At 67.4% G+C, this 18,838-nt stretch carries 17 protein-coding genes and 1 pseudogene; 12 read left to right on the forward strand and 6 right to left on the reverse strand.

The window, feature by feature from the left end; translation table 11 throughout:
• The first annotated feature begins 85 nt into the window (after positions 1–85).
• The 3 genes from NP80_RS15725 (at position 86) to NP80_RS15735 (ending at position 3,814) form a co-directional block, all read left to right on the forward strand.
• Entirely contained in the window at positions 86–2,428 is a 2,343-nt protein-coding gene (locus NP80_RS15725) for an NADP-dependent malic enzyme (RefSeq protein ID WP_035489643.1), read from the forward strand.
• Between the two features lie 371 nt (positions 2,429–2,799).
• Positions 2,800–3,231 carry a ribonuclease gene (locus NP80_RS15730; protein ID WP_006407584.1) on the forward strand — a complete coding sequence of 144 codons (432 nt, stop codon included), beginning with the start codon at positions 2,800–2,802 and terminating at the stop codon, positions 3,229–3,231.
• Between the two features lie 16 nt (positions 3,232–3,247).
• Positions 3,248–3,814, forward strand: a complete 567-nt coding sequence (locus NP80_RS15735; RefSeq protein WP_012214136.1) for a barstar family protein — start codon at positions 3,248–3,250, stop codon at positions 3,812–3,814.
• Positions 3,815–3,918: 104 nt separating this feature from the next.
• Here NP80_RS15735 and NP80_RS15740 read toward each other — a convergent pair whose 3' ends face one another.
• The 3 genes from NP80_RS15740 to speE form a co-directional block, all read right to left on the reverse strand.
• On the reverse strand, positions 3,919–4,686 hold the full coding sequence (locus NP80_RS15740; RefSeq protein WP_006407582.1) for a 16S rRNA (uracil(1498)-N(3))-methyltransferase: 768 nt from the start codon (positions 4,684–4,686) through the stop codon (positions 3,919–3,921).
• Complete coding sequence (locus NP80_RS15745) at positions 4,683–5,099, reverse strand: VOC family protein (protein ID WP_006411974.1); 417 nt, start codon at positions 5,097–5,099, stop codon at positions 4,683–4,685. The genes NP80_RS15740 and NP80_RS15745 overlap by 4 nt, the downstream gene beginning before the upstream one ends.
• Positions 5,100–5,202: 103 nt before the next feature.
• Positions 5,203–6,060 (reverse strand): polyamine aminopropyltransferase, encoded by an 858-nt coding sequence (gene speE, locus NP80_RS15750; RefSeq protein ID WP_006407580.1) that lies wholly within the window; start codon positions 6,058–6,060, stop codon positions 5,203–5,205.
• Between the two features lie 215 nt (positions 6,061–6,275).
• Between speE and tkt the strand changes: the two genes are divergently transcribed.
• The 3 genes and pseudogenes from tkt to NP80_RS29720 form a co-directional block, all read left to right on the forward strand.
• Entirely contained in the window at positions 6,276–8,348 is a 2,073-nt protein-coding gene (tkt, locus tag NP80_RS15755) for a transketolase (protein WP_006400360.1), read from the forward strand.
• A gap of 93 nt (positions 8,349–8,441) precedes the next feature.
• A complete protein-coding gene (gene gap, locus NP80_RS15760) occupies positions 8,442–9,452 on the forward strand; it encodes a type I glyceraldehyde-3-phosphate dehydrogenase (protein WP_006407578.1) in 1,011 nt (336 codons plus the stop codon).
• Between the two features lie 213 nt (positions 9,453–9,665).
• Positions 9,666–10,028, forward strand: a pseudogene (locus NP80_RS29720) (MarR family winged helix-turn-helix transcriptional regulator); the annotation flags it as partial.
• Between the two features lie 104 nt (positions 10,029–10,132).
• On the opposite strand, the gene NP80_RS15765 reads toward NP80_RS29720, so the two are convergent.
• Positions 10,133–11,332 carry an MFS transporter gene (locus NP80_RS15765; RefSeq protein ID WP_006407577.1) on the reverse strand — a complete coding sequence of 400 codons (1,200 nt, stop codon included), beginning with the start codon at positions 11,330–11,332 and terminating at the stop codon, positions 10,133–10,135.
• A gap of 290 nt (positions 11,333–11,622) precedes the next feature.
• Between NP80_RS15765 and cynR the strand changes: the two genes are divergently transcribed.
• Complete coding sequence (cynR, locus tag NP80_RS15770) at positions 11,623–12,522, forward strand: transcriptional regulator CynR (RefSeq protein ID WP_006407576.1); 900 nt, start codon at positions 11,623–11,625, stop codon at positions 12,520–12,522.
• A 7-nt stretch (positions 12,523–12,529) separates the two neighbouring features.
• Here the strand turns inward: cynR and NP80_RS15775 are convergent, their stop codons facing one another.
• Positions 12,530–13,252 carry a FadR/GntR family transcriptional regulator gene (locus NP80_RS15775; protein WP_006407575.1) on the reverse strand — a complete coding sequence of 241 codons (723 nt, stop codon included), beginning with the start codon at positions 13,250–13,252 and terminating at the stop codon, positions 12,530–12,532.
• A gap of 209 nt (positions 13,253–13,461) precedes the next feature.
• Between NP80_RS15775 and NP80_RS15780 the strand changes: the two genes are divergently transcribed.
• The 3 genes from NP80_RS15780 (at position 13,462) to NP80_RS15790 (ending at position 16,516) form a co-directional block, all read left to right on the forward strand.
• A complete protein-coding gene (locus NP80_RS15780; protein WP_006400352.1) occupies positions 13,462–14,781 on the forward strand; it encodes a C4-dicarboxylate transporter DctA in 1,320 nt (439 codons plus the stop codon).
• Positions 14,782–14,970: 189 nt separating this feature from the next.
• Positions 14,971–15,978: an allantoicase gene (gene alc, locus NP80_RS15785; protein ID WP_006407574.1), complete on the forward strand. Its 1,008-nt coding sequence runs from the start codon at positions 14,971–14,973 to the stop codon at positions 15,976–15,978.
• Positions 15,979–15,991: 13 nt separating this feature from the next.
• Entirely contained in the window at positions 15,992–16,516 is a 525-nt protein-coding gene (locus NP80_RS15790; protein ID WP_006407573.1) for an ureidoglycolate lyase, read from the forward strand.
• A 91-nt stretch (positions 16,517–16,607) separates the two neighbouring features.
• Here the strand turns inward: NP80_RS15790 and fur are convergent, their stop codons facing one another.
• Positions 16,608–17,036, reverse strand: coding sequence for a ferric iron uptake transcriptional regulator (gene fur, locus NP80_RS15795; protein ID WP_006400349.1), 429 nt, complete (start codon positions 17,034–17,036; stop codon positions 16,608–16,610).
• 142 nt (positions 17,037–17,178) lie between these two features.
• Between fur and NP80_RS15800 the strand changes: the two genes are divergently transcribed.
• Entirely contained in the window at positions 17,179–17,961 is a 783-nt protein-coding gene (locus NP80_RS15800; protein ID WP_006400348.1) for an outer membrane protein assembly factor BamE, read from the forward strand.
• A 65-nt stretch (positions 17,962–18,026) separates the two neighbouring features.
• On the forward strand, positions 18,027–18,824 hold the full coding sequence (gene dapB / locus NP80_RS15805; protein ID WP_006407572.1) for a 4-hydroxy-tetrahydrodipicolinate reductase: 798 nt from the start codon (positions 18,027–18,029) through the stop codon (positions 18,822–18,824).
• Positions 18,825–18,838 lie beyond the last annotated feature (14 nt).

Raw genomic sequence — 18,838 nt, forward strand, 5'->3', positions numbered from 1 at the left:
CAGCGGTTCCTGCACCGTTCAGTACATTTTTGTCGCGGCTGTTGCACCCGAATCGACGGTCAGAGGGCGGTCGATTGGCGCTACAATGCCGTCGAACAGTCATTCTAATCCGCACGTCACCAGACACATGTCCACCCAAGCCTCCTCCAAAGCCAAGCTCCGCGAAGCCGCCCTCGACTACCACGAATTCCCGACGCCGGGCAAAGTCGCCATCGCCCCGACCAAGCAGATGATCAACCAGCGCGACCTCGCGCTCGCGTATTCGCCGGGCGTTGCGTTCGCATGCGAGGAGATCGTCGAGAATCCGCTGAACGCCGCGCGCTTCACCGCGCGCAGCAACCTGGTCGGCGTCGTCACCAACGGCACCGCGGTGCTCGGGCTCGGCAACATCGGCCCGCTCGCGTCGAAGCCGGTGATGGAAGGCAAGGCCGTGCTGTTCAAGAAGTTCGCCGGCATCGACGTGTTCGACATCGAGCTGAACGAGTCCGATCCGCACAAGCTGGTCGACGTGATCGCCGCCCTCGAACCGACGTTCGGCGGCATCAACCTCGAGGACATCAAGGCGCCCGACTGCTTCATCGTCGAGCGCGAAGCGCGCAAGCGCATGAAGATTCCGGTGTTCCACGACGACCAGCACGGCACCGCGATCGTCGTGGCCGCGGCCGTCACGAACGGGCTGAAGGTCGTCGGCAAGGACATCAAGAAGGTCAAGCTCGTCGCGTCGGGCGCCGGCGCCGCCGCACTCGCGTGCCTGGACCTGCTCGTCGACATCGGCCTGCCGATCGAGAACATCACGGTGACCGACCTCGCCGGCGTCGTCTACAAGGGCCGTACCGAGCTGATGGATCCGGACAAGGAGCGTTTCGCGCGCGAAACCGACGCGCGCACGCTCGCGGAAGTGATCGACGGCGCGGACATCTTCCTGGGCCTGTCGGCTGCCGGCGTGCTGAAGCAGGAGATGGTGAAGGGAATGGCCGAGCGCCCGCTGATTCTCGCGCTCGCGAACCCGACGCCGGAAATCCTGCCGGAAGTCGCGCTCGAAGTGCGCCCCGACGCCGTGCTCGCGACGGGCCGCACCGACTACCCGAACCAGGTCAACAACGTGCTGTGCTTCCCGTTCATCTTCCGCGGCGCGCTCGACGTCGGCGCGACGACGATCACGCGGGAAATGGAAATCGCGGCCGTCAACGCGATCGCCGAGCTCGCGCAGCAGGAGCAGAGCGACATCGTCGCGACCGCATACGGCATCCAGGATCTGTCGTTCGGGCCCGAATACCTGATTCCGAAGCCGTTCGACCCGCGCCTGATCGTGAAGATCGCGCCGGCCGTCGCGCAGGCCGCGATGGACGGCGGCGTCGCGACGCGTCCGATCGAGGACATGGAAGCGTACAAGCAGCATCTGCAGCAGTTCGTCTATCACAGCGGCACGACGATGAAGCCGATCTTCCAGATCGCGCGTGCGGCGCCGGAAGAGAAGAAACGCGTCGTGTTCGCGGAAGGCGAAGAAGAGCGCGTGTTGCGTGCCGTTCAGATCATCGTCGACGAAAAGCTCGCGAAGCCGGTCCTGATCGGCCGCCCGGCCGTGATCGAACACCGCATCCAGCGCTACGGGCTGCGTCTGACGCCGGGCACCGACTTCACGGTCGTGAACACCGAGCACGACGAGCGCTACCGCGACTTCTGGCAGACCTACTACAAAATGATGGCGCGCAAGGGCATCAGCGAACAGCTCGCGCGCGTCGAAATGCGCCGCCGCACGACGCTAATCGGCTCGATGCTCGTGAAGAAGGGCGAAGCGGACGGGATGATCTGCGGCACGATCAGCACGACGCACCGTCATCTGCACTTCATCGACCAGGTGATCGGCAAGCGGCCCGGCTGCAGCGTCTACGCGGCGATGAACGGCCTCGTGCTGCCCGGCCGCCAGATCTTCCTCGTCGATACGCACGTGAACGTCGACCCGACGCCGGAGCAACTCGCCGAGATCACGATCATGGCCGCGGAAGAAGTGCGCCGCTTCGGCATCGAGCCGAAGGTCGCACTGCTGTCGCACTCGAACTTCGGTACGAGCAACGCGCCGTCCGCGCAGAAGATGCGCGATACGCTCGCGATCCTGAAGGAACGTGCACCGGAACTGACCGTCGACGGCGAAATGCACGGCGATGTCGCGCTCGACGCGGCGCTGCGCAAGGAAATCCTGCCGGAATCGACGCTCGAAGGCGACGCGAACCTGCTGGTGCTGCCGAACATCGATGCTGCGAACATCGCGTACAACCTGCTGAAGACGGCAGCCGGCAACAACATCGCGATCGGCCCGATCCTGCTCGGCGCCGCGCAGCCGGTGCACGTGCTGACCGAATCGGCGACCGTGCGCCGGATCGTGAACATGGCGGCGCTGCTCGTCGCGGATGTGAACGCCGCGCGCTGAGCGCACACGCGCGGTGCCGGCAGACCGGTGCCGCGCGGCAGGCGAAAACGTCAACAATCGAAAAAAAGGCGTGCCCGCAACGGGCACGCCGCCGGGCATCGTGCAAGCGCACATCCCGCAGTCAACATCAGCATCTCCCTACCCTCGACGGTGTGCGCGGCAAGGAGGCAGGACTCGCCGCGCGGGAGATGCCGCGCTCATTTTATCCTATGTAAGATAAAAATGACGAATATTCGGTAAAAAATACGCGATTCGACAGGAAGGCGCGCTTTCGATTCCCAAACGAACATTGATTCGGGCGGACAATAGCGCTACGCTAACGCCTTTGCTGGTCGTTCAACTATTTGATTTAACAGCGGGAACCCCGGTTCATGGCACGCAAGTGGCTCCGCAACGGCGCGCTCGCGTCCGTCTTCGCGATGTTCGCGATGGGTATCGTCGGCACGCCGACGGGCAGTCTGGTTTCCGCCGCCTACGCACGGCAGACCGTTTCGGCCGATGTGGCCGCCGGCGGGTTCGATACGATCCCGACCGCCCGTCTGCCGCGCGAGGCCGTGACCACGCTCGGCCTGATCGCTGCGGGCGGTCCCTATCCGTACGATAAAGACGGCATCGTGTTCGGCAACCGTGAGCGGATCCTGCCGAAGGCGAAGCGCGGCTACTACCACGAGTACACGGTGCCGACGCCGCGCGCGCGCAATCGCGGCGCGCGCCGGATCGTCTGCGGCGGGCCATTGCGGCGGATCGACAACTGTTATTACACGGACGACCACTACAACAGTTTTAAACGTATTGTTGAATGACTTCGGGATGAACGGCATGAGCGACTCCATCTACGCGCACGATACGGCGGCGGCGGAACTGTTCGCGGCCGGCGACGGCAATCTGTTTCAGCGCGTCATGCAACTGCGCGCGACGGCACAGGCCGGCGCCGCGCCGGTCCAACAGGAATCTGCCGATCCGGGGCTTTCATCGAACGAGGAGCCTATGAGCCTTTTCACGACCGTGCGACCCAATCTCGTGCAGTCGATCCGCGCATTTCGCGTTCAGGATCTCGCCGACGAAGCCGCCCGGCTCGGCCAGCATTTCCTCTATGCGTATTGCGGCGCCGCGCAGTCGAAGCAGGAAGTGATGGAGACGATCGCGACGTCGTTCCTGTTCCCGAAGCACTTCGGCAAGAATTACGACGCGCTGTACGACTGCCTGACCGACCTCGTCGCCAAGGCCGGTGCGCAGCCGGGCTTCGTGATCGTGCTCGAAGGGCTGCCGATCGCACAGAAATTCGACAAGGAAGGGCGCGAAACGCTGCTCGACGTCTTCCGCGAGGCCGCCGAGTTCTGGGCCGAGCGCAAGGTCGCGTTCCGCGTGTTCTATTCGTTCGCATAAGCGGCGAACCATCCGCTATCTGCCGGTATCCGCCGGCATCTGCAGAAAAGCCCGCGTCAGCGGGCTTTTTCGCATCCGGCGCTCGCGTGCGGCGGGGCGCTGCGTTACCAGCCGCCCCAGCGCGCGGCGAGGGCGGCCAGGACGGCCGCGCCGGCCGTCTCGGTGCGCAGCACGCGCGGGCCGAGCGACAGCGCCGTGAAGCCGCGTGCCCGCGCGGCCGCTTCCTCCTCCGGCGAGAGGCCGCCTTCGGGCCCGATCAACAGCGTGACCGGCGCCGCGGGCGGCGCGTCGGGCAGCGACGCGAACGGGATGCTCGCACGCGGCGACAGCAGCAGCCGCAGCTCGCCGTCGACGGGCGCCGGCGCCAGGCCGTCGAGCCATGCGGCGAATGCGCGCACCGCAGCGACGTCGGGCACGCGGTTGCGGCCGCACTGTTCGCACGACGCGCGCACGACACCGCGCCAGTGCGCGACGCGCTTTTCCGCGCGCTCGCCGGACAGCTTCACGACGCCGCGGGCCGTCGACAGCGGCACGACGGCCGCGACACCGAGTTCGACTGCCTTCTCGATCACCCAGTCCATCTTGTCGCCGCCCGCGATGCCCTGCGCGAGCGTCACGCGGTACGGCGGCTCGGCTTCGGCGGGATCGAAGGCGTCGATTTGCGCGAGCGCACCGCGCTTGTCGATCTCGACGAGCCGCGCGCGATACTGGCCGCCCGTGCCGTCGAACAGCGCGAGCGGATCGCCGGGCTGCAGCCGCAGTACCTGCGCGTGGCGCGCGACGTCGGCGGGCAGCGCGAGCGTCGCGTCCGCGCGCAACGCGGTGTCGACGAAAAAGCGCGGCACGGCCGCGGTCGTGCTGGCTTCGCTCATGCTTCGAGCCGGCGCGCGAGCGCCCAGCGGTAGCCGTCGAGATCCTCGATCTGCGCGAACCGGTCGCCCCAGAACTGGTCCTGCGGCGCGGTCAGCGACTTCGCGCCCGCGTCGAGCGCGCGCTGCCACGTCGCATCGACGTCGTCGACGTACAGATAGAACGACTGCGGCGCGATCGCGTTCGCGCTTTTCGGCGTGCGCGCGGTCGAGCCGAACGCGCCCTCGGGCGCGAACATCACGATCAGCTGGCCGCGATAGACCATCTCGACGTGCATGATCGCGCCGTCCTCGTCGAGCACGTCGCGCAGCGCGAAGCCGAATGCGGCCGTGAAGAAATCGATCGACGCGCGCGCATTGCGCACGGTCAGGTAAGGCGTCAACCAAGGCACGTCGGCCGGACGTGGATCGGTCATCAAGCAATCTCCTGTCGTTCGGGGGAGGCGGCGCGAGCGTGCACCGGTTCGCTGCGCGCGTTGGCGCATCGCGCGAAGCGGCGCGCGCGTGCGAAGCGTACGCTCAGCGGCGAGCGCCCAGTGTATCGCGCAGCGCGCGCGGCAGCGCAAAAAGGGCCGCATGCAGCCGCGCATCGTAGTAGCGCAGGCCTTCGATGCGGCGCGCGGCGAGCCGTTCGTCGATGTCGTGCGCGAACAGCGCGGCCGCGTCGAGCGTGTCGCTCGCAATCGCCATCAGCCATTGCGAGCCGTACAGCGGCACGTGCGCGGAGAGCGGATCGACGACCGCGAAGCTCGCGCGCAGATCCTCGAGCAGCGCGGCGATCCGCGCGGCATGGAACAGCGGCGAGCCGAGATGCATCGACACCGCGCCGCGCGGCGTCAGGATGCGCTTGAGCCGTGCGTAGAACGCGCGCGTATAGAGGCCGGCGGCCGGCGAATCGGGCGGCGTCAGATCGAACACGACGAGATCGAAATGCTCGACCGTCGATTCGACGAAATGGGCGGCATCGCCGATCACGAGTTCGACGCGCGGGTCGTCCAGCGCGCCCTGATGGACGTCGTCGAGATAGCGGCGCGCCATGCCGACGACTTCGTCGTCGAGCTCGGCGACGACGATCCGTTCGATGCATGCATGCTTGAGCAGCTGGCGCGCGGCGCCGCCGTCGCCGCCGCCGAGCACGAGCGCCTTTTTCGGCGCCGGGTGCGCGAGCGCGGCCGGATGCGTCATGCACTCGTGGTAGACGTACTCGTCGCCGACGGACGTCATCGGCCGCCCGTCGAGCGTGAACAGCCGGCCGAGCTGCGCGGTTTCCCAGACTTCGATCTGCTGGTGCGCGGACGCGACGCGCGCAAGGCGGCGCGCATTCGGAAAGCCGTAGGTGGCGTCGGGTGTCGGATGAAAGAGGAGGGTCGTGCTCACGGGCGGGCCGCGCGAGGCGGGCAGTTCCAACGCCTGAATTATAGGAGGCGCGCGCTTTCGCGGAAAACCGTGCCGGAACAAGCCGATGCGCCGGGGAAATCCCGGCCCATCTGTTAAAATGACGAGCTTTGCAGCCCCGTCCGTAGGCTCCGTCCGCTTCGCGTCCGTCAGGCGCCGCACTGCGCGCCGGGAACGGTCGATGCGTGAGCTTCCGGATGCCGCCGTGCTCCCGTTTTCTCGACTCGTTCTCCGGACTCGACATGACGACTTCGTCTCCCGCCTCCACCACCCTGATGGCCAACGCGATCCGTGCGCTCGCGATGGACGCCGTCCAGCAAGCGAACTCCGGTCACCCGGGCATGCCGATGGGCATGGCCGAAATCGGCGTGGCGCTCTGGTCGCGCCACCTGAAGCACAACCCGACGAACCCGCACTGGGCGGATCGCGACCGTTTCGTGCTGTCGAACGGTCACGGCTCGATGCTGCTGTACTCGCTGCTGCACCTGACCGGCTACGACCTGCCGATCGAAGAGCTGAAGAACTTCCGCCAGCTGCACTCGAAGACGCCGGGCCACCCCGAATACGGCATCACGCCGGGCGTCGAGACGACCACCGGCCCGCTCGGCCAGGGTCTCGCGAACGCGGTCGGCATGGCGCTCGGCGAAGCGCTGATGGCCGACGAGTTCAACCGTCCGGACGCGAAGATCGTCGATCACTACACGTACGTGTTCCTCGGCGACGGCTGCCTGATGGAAGGCATCTCGCACGAGGCCTGCTCGCTCGCCGGCACGCTGAAGCTGAACAAGCTGATCGCGCTGTACGACGACAACGGCATCTCGATCGACGGCGACGTCGTCAACTGGTTCCACGACGACACGCCGAAGCGCTTCGAAGCGTACGGCTGGAACGTGATCGCGAACGTGAACGGCCATGACGTCGATGCCGTCGACGCGGCCATCGCGAAGGCGAAGCAGTCGGACAAGCCGACGCTGATCTGTTGCAAGACGGTGATCGGCAAGGGCGCGGCGACGAAGGCGGGCGGCCACGACGTGCACGGCGCGGCGCTCGGCGCGGAAGAAATCGCGAAGACGCGCGAAGCGCTCGGCTGGAAGTGGGAGCCGTTCGTGATTCCGCAGGAAGTCTATGCGGCATGGGACGCGAAGGAAGCCGGCAAGCGTGCCGAAGCGGCGTGGAACGACGCGTTCGCGCAGTATCGCGCGAAGTATCCGCAGGAAGCGGCCGAATTCGAGCGCCGCATGGCGAACCAGCTGCCGGCCGACTGGGCCGAGAAGGCGAAGGCGATCGTCGCGGGCGCGAACGAGCGCGCCGAGACGGTGGCGACGCGCAAGGCATCGCAGCAGGCGATCGAAGGGCTGGCCGCGGTGCTGCCGGAACTGCTCGGCGGCTCGGCCGACCTGACCGGTTCGAACCTGACGAACTGGAAGGCCTCGAAGGCCGTGCGCGCGAATCCGGAAGGCGCGGGCGTGCTGCTCGGCAACCACATCAACTACGGCGTGCGCGAGTTCGGCATGAGCGCCGCGATCAACGGCCTCGCGCTGCACGGCGGCCACAAGCCGTTCGGCGGCACGTTCCTGACGTTCTCCGACTACAGCCGCAACGCGCTGCGCGTGGCCGCGCTGATGAAGGTGCCGTCGATCTTCGTGTTCACGCACGATTCGATCGGCCTCGGCGAAGACGGCCCGACGCACCAGTCGGTCGAGCACGTGTCGAGCCTGCGCCTGATTCCGCACCTCGACGTGTGGCGTCCGGCCGATACGGTCGAAACCGCCGTCGCATGGACGCACGCGGTCGCGGCCCATCGTCCGTCGGCGCTGATCTTCAGCCGCCAGAACCTCGCGTTCAATCCGCGCACCGACGCCCAGATCGCGAACATCGAGAAGGGCGGCTACGTGCTGAAGGACTGGGACGAGGAAGTCGTCGCGCGCAAGATCATCCTGATCGCGACGGGCTCCGAGGTCGAACTCGCGATGAAGGCCGTCGAGCCGCTCGCGCAGCAAGGAATCGCCGCGCGCGTCGTGTCGATGCCGGCGACCACCGTGTTCGACCGCCAGGATGCCGAATACAAGGAACGCGTGCTGCCGCACGGCGTGCGTCGCGTCGCGATCGAAGCGGGCGTAACCGATTTCTGGCGCAAGTACGTCGGCCTCGAAGGCGGCGTCGTCGGGATCGACACGTTCGGCGAATCGGCACCGGCCGGCGTGCTGTTCAAGTATTTCGGTTTCACCGTCGACCACGTCGTCGACACCGTGAAGGCCGTGCTCGCCTAAGCAATCAACACATTCGCGACGCGCGCCGCCCCTCGCGCGCGTCGCACGTGAAGCTGCACGAAACGAATTTTTTCAGCCATCAGGAGATAGACCATGACGATTCGCGTCGCAATCAACGGCTACGGCCGCATCGGCCGCAACACGCTGCGCGCGTTTTATGAAAACGGCAAGAAGCACGATCTCGAGATCGTCGCGATCAACGACCTCGGCGATGCGAAGACGAACGCGCACCTGACGCAGTACGACACCGCGCACGGCAAGTTCCCGGGCGAAGTGTCGGTCGACGGCGACTACCTCGTCGTGAACGGCGACAAGATCCGCGTGCTCGCGAACCGCAATCCGGCCGAACTGCCGTGGGGCGAGCTCGGCGTCGACGTCGTGATGGAGTGCACGGGCTTCTTCACGTCGAAGGAAAAGGCGAGCGCACACCTGAAGGGCGGCGCGAAGAAGGTGATCATCTCGGCGCCGGGCGGCAAGGACGTCGACGCGACGATCGTCTACGGCGTGAACCACAACGTGCTGAAGGCCGAGCACACGGTGATCTCGAACGCATCGTGCACGACGAACTGCCTCGCGCCGCTCGTCAAGCCGCTGAACGACAAGATCGGCCTCGAAACCGGCCTGATGACGACGATCCACGCCTACACGAACGACCAAGTGCTGACCGACGTCTATCACGAAGACCTGCGCCGCGCGCGTTCGGCCACGCACAGCCAGATCCCGACCAAGACGGGTGCGGCGTCGGCGGTCGGCCTCGTGCTGCCGGAACTGAACGGCAAGCTCGACGGCTACGCGATCCGCGTCCCGACGATCAACGTATCGATCGTCGATCTGTCGTTCATCGCGAAGCGCGACACGACGGTCGAGGAAGTGAACGCGATCATGAAGGAAGCATCGGAAGGCGCACTGAAGGGCATCCTCGGCTACAACGACGCGCCGCTGGTGTCGGTCGACTTCAACCACAACCCGGCTTCGTCGACGTTCGACGCGACGCTGACGAAGGTGTCGGGCCGCCTCGTGAAGGTGTCGAGCTGGTACGACAACGAGTGGGGTTTCTCGAACCGCATGCTCGATACGGCAGTCGCGTTCGCGAACGCGAAGTAAGTATCGCGTCGCGCGCCGCCGTTATGCGGCGGCGTGTGCGCCATGCAAGCCCGGTCCGGTTTTCCGGCCGGGCTTTTTTGTTCGGTGTGGATTTCGGTAGGGCGTGTCGGGGAATGTGTCCAACGTTCGATGCGGCCGCTACGGAAATGTCGCTGGAGGCGAGTGATGCAATTCGCACGCGAACTAACTCCGTCGGCTGATATCTGCTCGTCAATGAAGCATCGTCTCGTCTATCTGTTGAATGTCGGACAGCGCCGGCTGCAACGGTGGTCGCAAATGCGTGCGGCCGCGGGCGGCGTCACTGCAGCCCAGGCAGGGCTGCTGTTTTTTCTGGGCGAGCACAACGGCGCGCTCATGAGCGAGGCCGGTGCCGCGCTGGATCTCGGCGCGCCGGGAATGAGCGGTCTTGCCGACCTGACCGAAAAGGCGGGATTGATCGAGCGTCGCGCGGACGAGACGGCCGGCCGCGCTTCGCGCCTGTGGCTGACGGAGGCCGGACGTGCCGCGCGCCAGCGATCGAAGCGTCGCACGAAGGACTTGAACGCCAAACTGACCGCCCCGTTGACCGATTTCGAGAAACGGGAAGTGCCGCTTCGGGCGGCAAGCGACGCCCGCCGAAACGCGCGAAGCGCTTTCCCCCAACCCCGACCCACCCGCCACACGCCCCGCACCCGATCACATCACTGCGCGACCTCGCGCGCGCCGACGCGCTGCGACGCGAGCCACACCGCAACCAGCACGCCGCCGAGCACGCCGCCCGCCGCGCACACGCCGCGCCATCCGTCGAGGCCATACGCGACGCTCGCCGCGAACGACCCGAGCGCGCCGCCGACGAAATAGCTCGTCAGGTAGATCGTCGTCACGCGGCTGCGCGCGTCGCCGGCGAGTGCGTAGATCACGCTCTGATTCGAGATGTGCATGCCCTGGACGCCGACGTCGAGCAACAGAATGCCGGCGATCAGCGCGGCGAGCGAATGCGCACCGGCGGCGATCGGCGCGAACGAGGCGAGCACGGCGGCCGCGAAGAGTCCCGTTGCCGCGTTGCCGTGACCGCGATCGACGAGCCGGCCAGCCGACGTCGCCGCCAGCGCGCCCACCGCGCCGACGATGCCGAACAGGCCGATCCGGCCTTCGCTGTAGCCGTAGGGCGGCTGGCTGAGCAGGAACGTGAGGCCCGTCCACAGCAGGCTGAAGCACGCGAACACGAGCGCGCCGTATGCCGAGCGCAGCGCGATCAGCGGTTGCGCGCGCACGAGCGCGGCAAGCGATTTCATCAGCGCCGGATAGTCGAGTCGTGCGTCGCGGCGATCCTTCGGCAGCTTCACGGCCAGCACGACCGTCAGCGCGAGCACCATCGCAGCGGCGATCGCGTAGACCGCGCGCCAGCCGAACCAGTCGGCGATCGCGCCCGCGGCGACGCGCGCAAGCAGGATGCCGAGCAGCAGCCCGCTCATCACGGTGCCGACCGCGCGGCCGCGCGTGCGCGCATCGGCGAGCGACGCGGCGAACGGCACGAGCAGCTGCGTCGAGCAGGTGACGAAACCGAGCGCGACGTTCGCGGCGACGAACATCGCAAACTGCGTACTCAACGCGACGCCGACCAGCGCAACGACGTTCAGCGCAAGTAGCCGCACGATCAGCGTGTGGCGGTTCAGCGCGTCGCCGAGCGGCACGATCAGCAGCAGGCTCGCCGCGTAGCCGATCTGCGTCAGCGTGACGAGATAGCCGAGCTCGGCCGGTGCGCGGCCGAAACTGTGCGCGATCGCGGCGAGCAGCGGCTGCGCGTAGTAGATGTTGCCGATGACGATGCCGCACGCGCAGGCGAACAGCAGCGTCATGCCGCGTGTCAGCGGCGTATGGGAATCGGAAGACGGTTTCATGGTCGCAAAAAAAGCGGCGGCCGGCGGCGCTGGCCGTCGGCGGCGCGGGTCAAGGGAACGGCGGAGCCGCTTGCGGCGCAACCGATGCGGCGGCCGGCCACGGAGACCGCAGACCTCGCGCATTGCGCACACGAAGCGGCCGAGCGCTGCACAGCTGCGCCGGGCCGCCCCGGGGCGCGACGGCGAGTGCGTCGCGCGGAGCGGATGTGCGTATGATGCGGAAATCGAGTCATAGCGTCCAAGACTCGATCCTTATACGATGCATTGGTAAAACCAATACTTGAGCCGCCATGCTGCTTCGTCACATCCGCTATTTCCTGGCCGTCGCCGAGCAGGGCAGTTTCACGCGCGCGGCCGATGCGCTGCATGTGTCGCAGCCGACGCTGTCGCAGCAGATTCGCCAGCTCGAGGAAACGCTCGGCGTGCCGTTGTTCGACCGCTCGGGCCGCACGGTGCGGCTCACCGAATTCGGCGACGTCTACGCGAAGCACGCACGCGCGGCGCTGCACGCGCTCGACGCGGGCGCGCGTGCGCTGCACGATGCGGCCGATCTCGCGACCGGCTCGCTGCGGCTCGCGATGATGCCGACCTTCGCGGCCTATCTGAGCGGCTCGCTCGTCGACGCGTTTCATGCCGCGTATCCGAACGTCGTGCTGACGATCGACGCGATGCCGCAGGCGCGCATGGAGGCGCTGCTCGTCGAAGACCGCCTCGATGCGGGCTTCGCGTTCGTGCCGGCGCGCGCGCCGGAGATCGACGCGCTGCCGCTCTGGGACGAATCGCTCGCGTTCGTGACCGCGCGCACGCATCGGCTCGCGCGCCGTCGCCGCGCGCTCACGCCGGCCGAGCTGAGCGGCGAGCCGCTGGTGTTGCTGAGCCGCGCCTTTGCGACGCGCGAGCGCATCGACCGCTATTTCGTCGAGCATCGCGCGCAGCCGCGGATCGCGATCGAGACGAACACGGTCAGCGCGGTGCTCGAACTCGTGCGACGCGGACGGCTCGCGACCGTGCTGCCCGACGCGGTCGCGCGCGGCAGCGACGAGCTGTGCGCGCTGCCGGTCGACCCGCCGCTGCCGACGCGCACGGCCGCGCTGCTCACGCGCAAGGGCGCCTATCGCAGCGTCGCGGCGCGCGCGTTCATCGAGTGCGCGCTCGCGTATCGCGTGCCGTCGCCGGCGTCGAGGGTGTAGGCGGCGCTTACGCGCCCGGTGTCGGGAAAAAGATGCCCGCGCGCTGCGCGGCATTCGAGATGTGCGTTTCGATCGCGGTGCCGGCCGCGGCCGCGTCGCGCGCACTGAGCGCATCGACGATCGCGCGATGCTCGTGCCAGGTCGACAGCAGCAGCTCGCGCCGGTAGAACGGCATGCGCTGGCTTTCCTTCATGATGTCCGCACTGCTGCGCAGGACCGATTCGATCGCCGCATTGCCGGCCAGATGGATGATGCGCATGTGGAACTCGAAGTCGAGCTGCGACGCGTCCTCGAGCGCGTTCTCGGTCAGCGCGACGTGCAGATCGGCGAGATTGTCTTCGAACCACGCGATGTCGTCGTCGCTGACGACGCGCGCGGCCATCCGCGCGGCGAAGCCTTCGAGCGCGTAGCGCATCTGGTACGTGTCGGGCGGCGACGACTGTTCGGCGAACTGCCACGCATGGGCGGTGGTCGCGCGCGCGCTTTCGACATACACGCCCTTGCCGGCGCGAATGCGCAGCATGCCGAGCGCTTCGAGCGTCGACAGCGCCTCGCGCAACGACGCACGACTGATCTCCAGCTCCTCGGAGAGCTGCCGCTGGGCCGGCAGCAGGCTGCCGACCGGATACACGCCTGCCTCGATCCGGTCGCGGATCGTCGCGATGGCGGCGTCGGTCACGGTATGCGGAACGTTTTTCATGAGGTGAACGATGGCCGGTCTGACCGGCATTGTAAACCGCGCCGGCGCCGCGCATCCGCGGCTACGGGAAAGCCACGACACGGCCGGTTTTCCGCGTCGCACCAGTTCGGGTGCGGGGCGGGAAATCCCTATTTTGACGAGCCTTGACGCGACTATATCGGCTTCCTACTATCGACCATAACATCACTGGTCTTACCAGTATGAACAGACGAAACTGCAACCCATCTCGGGAGAGCGCCGTGTCAAAGTTCCTCAATTCGCTGTTTGGTCGAGTCGTGATCGCACTGATCCTCGGGGTCGCGCTCGGCGCGTTCTTCCCGCATTTCGCCGAGTCGCTGAAACCGCTCGGCGACGGTTTTCTGAAGCTCATCAAGATGGTGATCGGGCCGATCGTGTTCTGCGTCGTGGTGAGCGGGATGGCCAATGCGGGCGACCTGAAGAAGGTCGGCCGCGTCGGCTTGAAGGCCGTCGTCTACTTCGAGGTGATGACGACGCTCGCGCTCGGCATCGGGCTCGTCCTCGCCTGGCTCACGCGGCCGGGCGAGGGGATGAACATCAACCTGCACTCGCTCGACGCGTCGTCGCTCGCGTCGTACGCGAAGAACGCAGAGAGCCTGAAGGACACGGCCGGCTTCCTGATGAAGATCATCCCCGACACCGCCATCGACGCATTCGCGAAGGGCGACATCCTGCAGATCCTCGTGTTCGCGGTGCTGTTCGGCTCGGCGCTGTCGCTCCTCGGCGACAAGGCCAAGCGCGTGAACGGGCTGATCGAGGAGCTGTCGCACGTGTTCTTCCGCGTGATCGGCTTCATCATCAAGCTCGCGCCGCTCGGCGTGCTCGGCGCGATCGCGTTTACGACCGGCAAGTACGGCGTCGCATCGCTGAAGCAGCTCGGCTATCTCGTCGCGGTGTTCTACGTGAGCTGCGCGGTGTTCGTCACGGTCGTGCTCGGCATCGTGATGCGGCTCGCCGGCTTCTCGGTGTTCAAGCTGATCCGCTACCTGCGCGAGGAACTGTCGATCGTGCTCGGCACGGCTTCGTCGGACGCGGTGCTGCCGCAGGTGATGCGCAAGCTCGAGTACATGGGCGTCAAGGATTCGACCGTCGGCCTCGTGATCCCGACCGGCTATTCGTTCAACCTCGACGGCTTCTCGATCTATCTGACGCTCGCGGTGCTGTTCATCGCGCAGGCGACCAACACGCCGCTGTCGGCGCACGATTTGATCGTGGTCCTGATCGTGTCGATGATCACGTCGAAGGGCGCGCACGGGATTCCGGGCTCGGCGATCGTGATTCTCGCGGCGACGCTGTCCGCGATTCCGGCGATTCCGGTGCTGGGCCTCGTGCTGATCCTGCCGGTCGACTGGTTCGTCGGGATCGCCCGCGCGCTGACGAACCTGATCGGCAACTGCGTCGCGACGGTCGTGGTCGCGGTGTGGGAGAACGACATCGACCGCGCACGTGCGAAGCGCGTGCTGAACCGCGAGCTGCGCTACGTGCCGGCCGAGGAGGACGGCGCGACGCCGGTCGCCGGCGACCAGGCTCACGCGCTCTGAGCGCCGCGCGGCGGTCTGCCCCGGACCGTCCGCGCACGTTGCAACCGGCCGGCGCAGCGATGCGCCGGCATTTCATCAGGACGGCGGGCAACGGAGGCGGGCAAGCGTGACGCGCCCGCCGCACCGGCCTGCTTCGCCAGGCTGGCGCGCGCGGCGACGCGCGACGTGCAGCCGATAATTGGAGACGACATGGCAGCCCCCATTCTCGACCCGAACGCGCCGGCCTTCACGCGGCGCTACATGAATCTCGCCGATCCGCGCCTGGGCGCCGCTGCGCTGTTCGCGAGCGACGAATTCTTCGCGCCGAAGGAGCGCATGCTGAACCCCGAGCCGGCCGTGTTCATCCCCGGCAAGTACGACGATCACGGCAAGTGGATGGACGGCTGGGAGACGCGCCGCAAGCGCACGACCGGTCACGATTTCTGCGTCGTGCGGCTCGCGCGGCCGGGCGTGATCCACGGCGTCGACCTCGATACGAGCCACTTCACCGGCAATTTCCCGCCGGCCGCGTCGATCGACGCCTGCTTCGCGGACGGCGACACGCCGTCGGACGACGCCGAATGGCACACCATCGTGGCCGCGACGACGCTGCAGGGCAACGCGCATCACTACGTCGAGGTCGCCGATGCGCGGCCGTACACGCATCTGCGCGTGAACCTGTATCCGGACGGCGGGCTCGCGCGGCTGCGCGTATACGGGCAGCCGCAGCGCGACTGGAGCCGCGTGCCTGCAGGCGAACCGGTCGATCTGGCCGCGATCGAGAACGGCGCCTATCTGGTCGCCGCGAACAACCAGCACTTCGGTGCCGCCTCGCAGATGCTGATGCCGGGGCGCGGCGCGAACATGGGCGACGGCTGGGAGACGCGGCGCCGCCGCGAGCCCGGCAACGACTGGGCGATCGTCGCGCTGGCGCGGCCGGGCATCATCCGGCGCGTCGAAGTCGATACCGCGTTCTTCAAGGGCAACTTCCCGGACCGCTGTTCGCTGCAGGCCGCGCACGTCACGGGCGGCACCGACGATTCGCTGGTCACGCAGGCGATGTTCTGGCCCGAACTGCTCGGCGAGCAGAAGCTGTCGATGGACAGCGTGCACACGTTCGACGATCTCGCGGCGCTCGGCCCCGTCACGCACGTGCGCTTCAACATCTTCCCGGACGGCGGCGTGTCGCGGCTGCGTCTGTGGGGCGAACCGGCCTGACGAGGGAGTGGCGATGAGCAGCTTGCATACTCTGCGCGTCGAGCGTCTGACCCGCGAAGCATTTGCGCCGTTCGGCGACGTGATCGCACTCGAAGGCGCCCGGCATTTCCCGATCAACGGCGGCACGACCGAGCGCTTCCACGATCTCGCGAACATCGACGTCTGCGCGGACGGCGGCCGTCCGCTCGTCAGCGTGTTTCGCGCGCAGCCGCGTGCGCTGCCCGTCGCGCTCACGCTGATGGAGCGCCATCCGCACGGCAGCCAGGCGTTCATTCCGCTGGCGGCGGTGTCGCGCTACGCGGTCGTCGTCGCGCCGGCCGGCGAGTTCCGGCCCGACGCGATGCGCGCGTTCCTCGCGGAAGGCTGGCAGGGCGTCAACTATGCGAAAGGCGTGTGGCACCATCCGCTGCTCGCGCTCGATGCCGTCAGCGACTTCGTGATCGTCGATCGCGGCGGCCCGCAGCCGAACTGCGACGAGATCCCGCTCGACGGCGCCTGGGCGCTCGAATTCGAGCCGGCTTGCGCGGGCGCGCTCTGACGCGCGCGGCGGCCGAACGGCCGCCGGAAAAACAGACGGCCCGGGCGGCGACATGCCGGCCGGGCCGTGTGCGCATCGGCGCTGCTGTCGGTCAGTGCTTGCGGTGCGGGCAGTTTTCGGTGGTGCACGACCCGTACATCGCAAGCGAGTGCTCCTGGAGGCGGAAACCGCGCTCCTTCGCGATCGCCTGCTGGCGGCTTTCGATTTCGGCGTCGAAGAACTCCTCGACGCGCCCGCAGTCGAGGCAGACGAGGTGGTCGTGGTGCGAGCCTTCGTTCAGCTCGAACACGGCCTTGCCGGATTCGAAGTTGCTGCGCGACAGCAGGCCGGCCTGCTCGAACTGCGTGAGCACGCGATAGACGGTGGCGAGCCCGATGTCGAGCTGCTCGTTGAGCAGGTTGCGGTAGACGTCTTCGGCGGTCAGGTGCCGCACGGGGCTCTGCTGGAAGATCTCGAGAATCTTGAGGCGCGGTAGGGTGGCCTTTAGCCCGATATTCTTGAGATCCGTCGGATTGGTCATGGCTAGGCGTCCCTAGAGTACAATGCAGGGCTTCAATGTTACCGGCTTTTCGCCGTTCCAGAAACACGCGCGGCCTGCGACGCGGGCCAGCACGGTGAGGGAAATGATTCCAGAATCTCTTTCGCACTTTCAGAGGAGCCGCATGCGGAGTGCCATCATCGCTGCCGCCGCCGTTGCCGCGCTGGCTGGTTGTTCGTCGTACGACAGCGTGACGCAGCGCATCGCGCAGAGCATCACGCCTTATCGGATCACCGTCGTGCAAGGCAACTTCGTGTCGCAGGAGAAGGCCGCGCAACTGCAGACCGGCATGACGCGCGAGCAGGTCCGCGCGCTGCTCGGCACGCCGCTGCTGACGGACATGTTCCACGCCGACCGCTGGGATTACCTGTTCTACTTCAAGCGCGGCTCGACGTCGGTCGTCCAGCAGCGCGATCTCGTGCTGACGTTCTCGGGCGATCGCCTCGCGAGCTGGACCGGTGCCGAGAATCTGCCGTCCGAGCTCGATCTGCTCGCCGACATCGACGGCGACCGCCGCGGCAAGAAAGCGGCGAAGGACAAGGCGGCCGCCGCCGCGGCCGCGAGCGGCGCGAGTGCGGTCACGACGGCAAGCGCGCCGACGTCGGTCGGCGAGGTCGTCGATCAGGATGCGAACGCGCGGGCGGCGCGCGCGGCTAACCGCGCGACCAATCAGGTCTCCGGCCAGGGCTCCGCTACGCGGCACTTCACGCCGTCCGCGCAGGCATCGGGCGGTGCGCCGGTGCCGGGCGGCCAGCCGCCGGGCGCCGTGCCGGCGATCCAGCCGCAGTTCCAGTTCCATCGGCCTCCGCAGCCGAACGTCTCGAACGAAGCGGCGCCGCCGGTCGGCCCGCAAGGGTCCGACACGCTGCAGAACCAGCCGCTCACCGCACCCGCGCAGTCGCAGTAAGCGGCGCGCGCGTGCAACCGGGGCGGCCCGCGCCGCCTGCCTTTAGACCTGTCGTGTAGAAAGCCATGAAGATTGCGATTGCCGGCGCATCGGGCCGGATGGGCCGGATGCTGATCGAAGCCGTTCTCAACGATGCCGACGCGCAGCTCGTCGGCGCGCTCGACCGCGCCGGCTCGCCGTCGCTCGGTCAGGACGCGGGCGCGTTCCTCGGCAAGGATACCGGCGTCAAGCTGACCGACGACATCGACGCGGTGTTCGCGCAGGCCGACTATCTGATCGACTTCACGCGTCCGGAAGGCACGCTCGCGCACGTCGAGGCCGCGCTGCGCCACGACGTGAAGCTCGTGATCGGCACGACCGGCTTCACGGCGGAGCAGAAGGCCGTGCTTCATGCGGCCGCCGAGAAAGTCGCGATCGTGTTCGCGGCCAACATGAGCGTCGGCGTCAACGTCACGCTGAAGCTGCTCGAATTCGCGGCGAAGCACTTCTCGCACGGCTACGACATCGAAATCATCGAGGCGCACCACCGCCACAAGGTCGACGCGCCGTCGGGCACCGCGCTGATGATGGGCGAAGCCGTCGCCGGCGCACTCGGCCGCTCGCTCGACGACTGCGCGGTGTACGGGCGCCACGGTGTGACGGGCGAACGCGATCCGTCGACGATCGGCTTCGCGGCCGTGCGCGGCGGCGACATCGTCGGCGATCACACGGTGCTGTTCGCCGGCATCGGCGAGCGGATCGAGATTACCCACAAGTCGTCGAGCCGCGTGTCGTACGCGCAGGGCGCGCTGCGTGCCGTGCGCTTCCTGTCGGCGCGCGATACGGGCCTGTTCGACATGCAGGACGTGCTCGGCCTGCGCTGACGCGACGGGGAACC

Source organism: Burkholderia multivorans ATCC BAA-247 (assembly GCF_000959525.1).
Lineage (GTDB): Bacteria > Pseudomonadota > Gammaproteobacteria > Burkholderiales > Burkholderiaceae > Burkholderia > Burkholderia multivorans.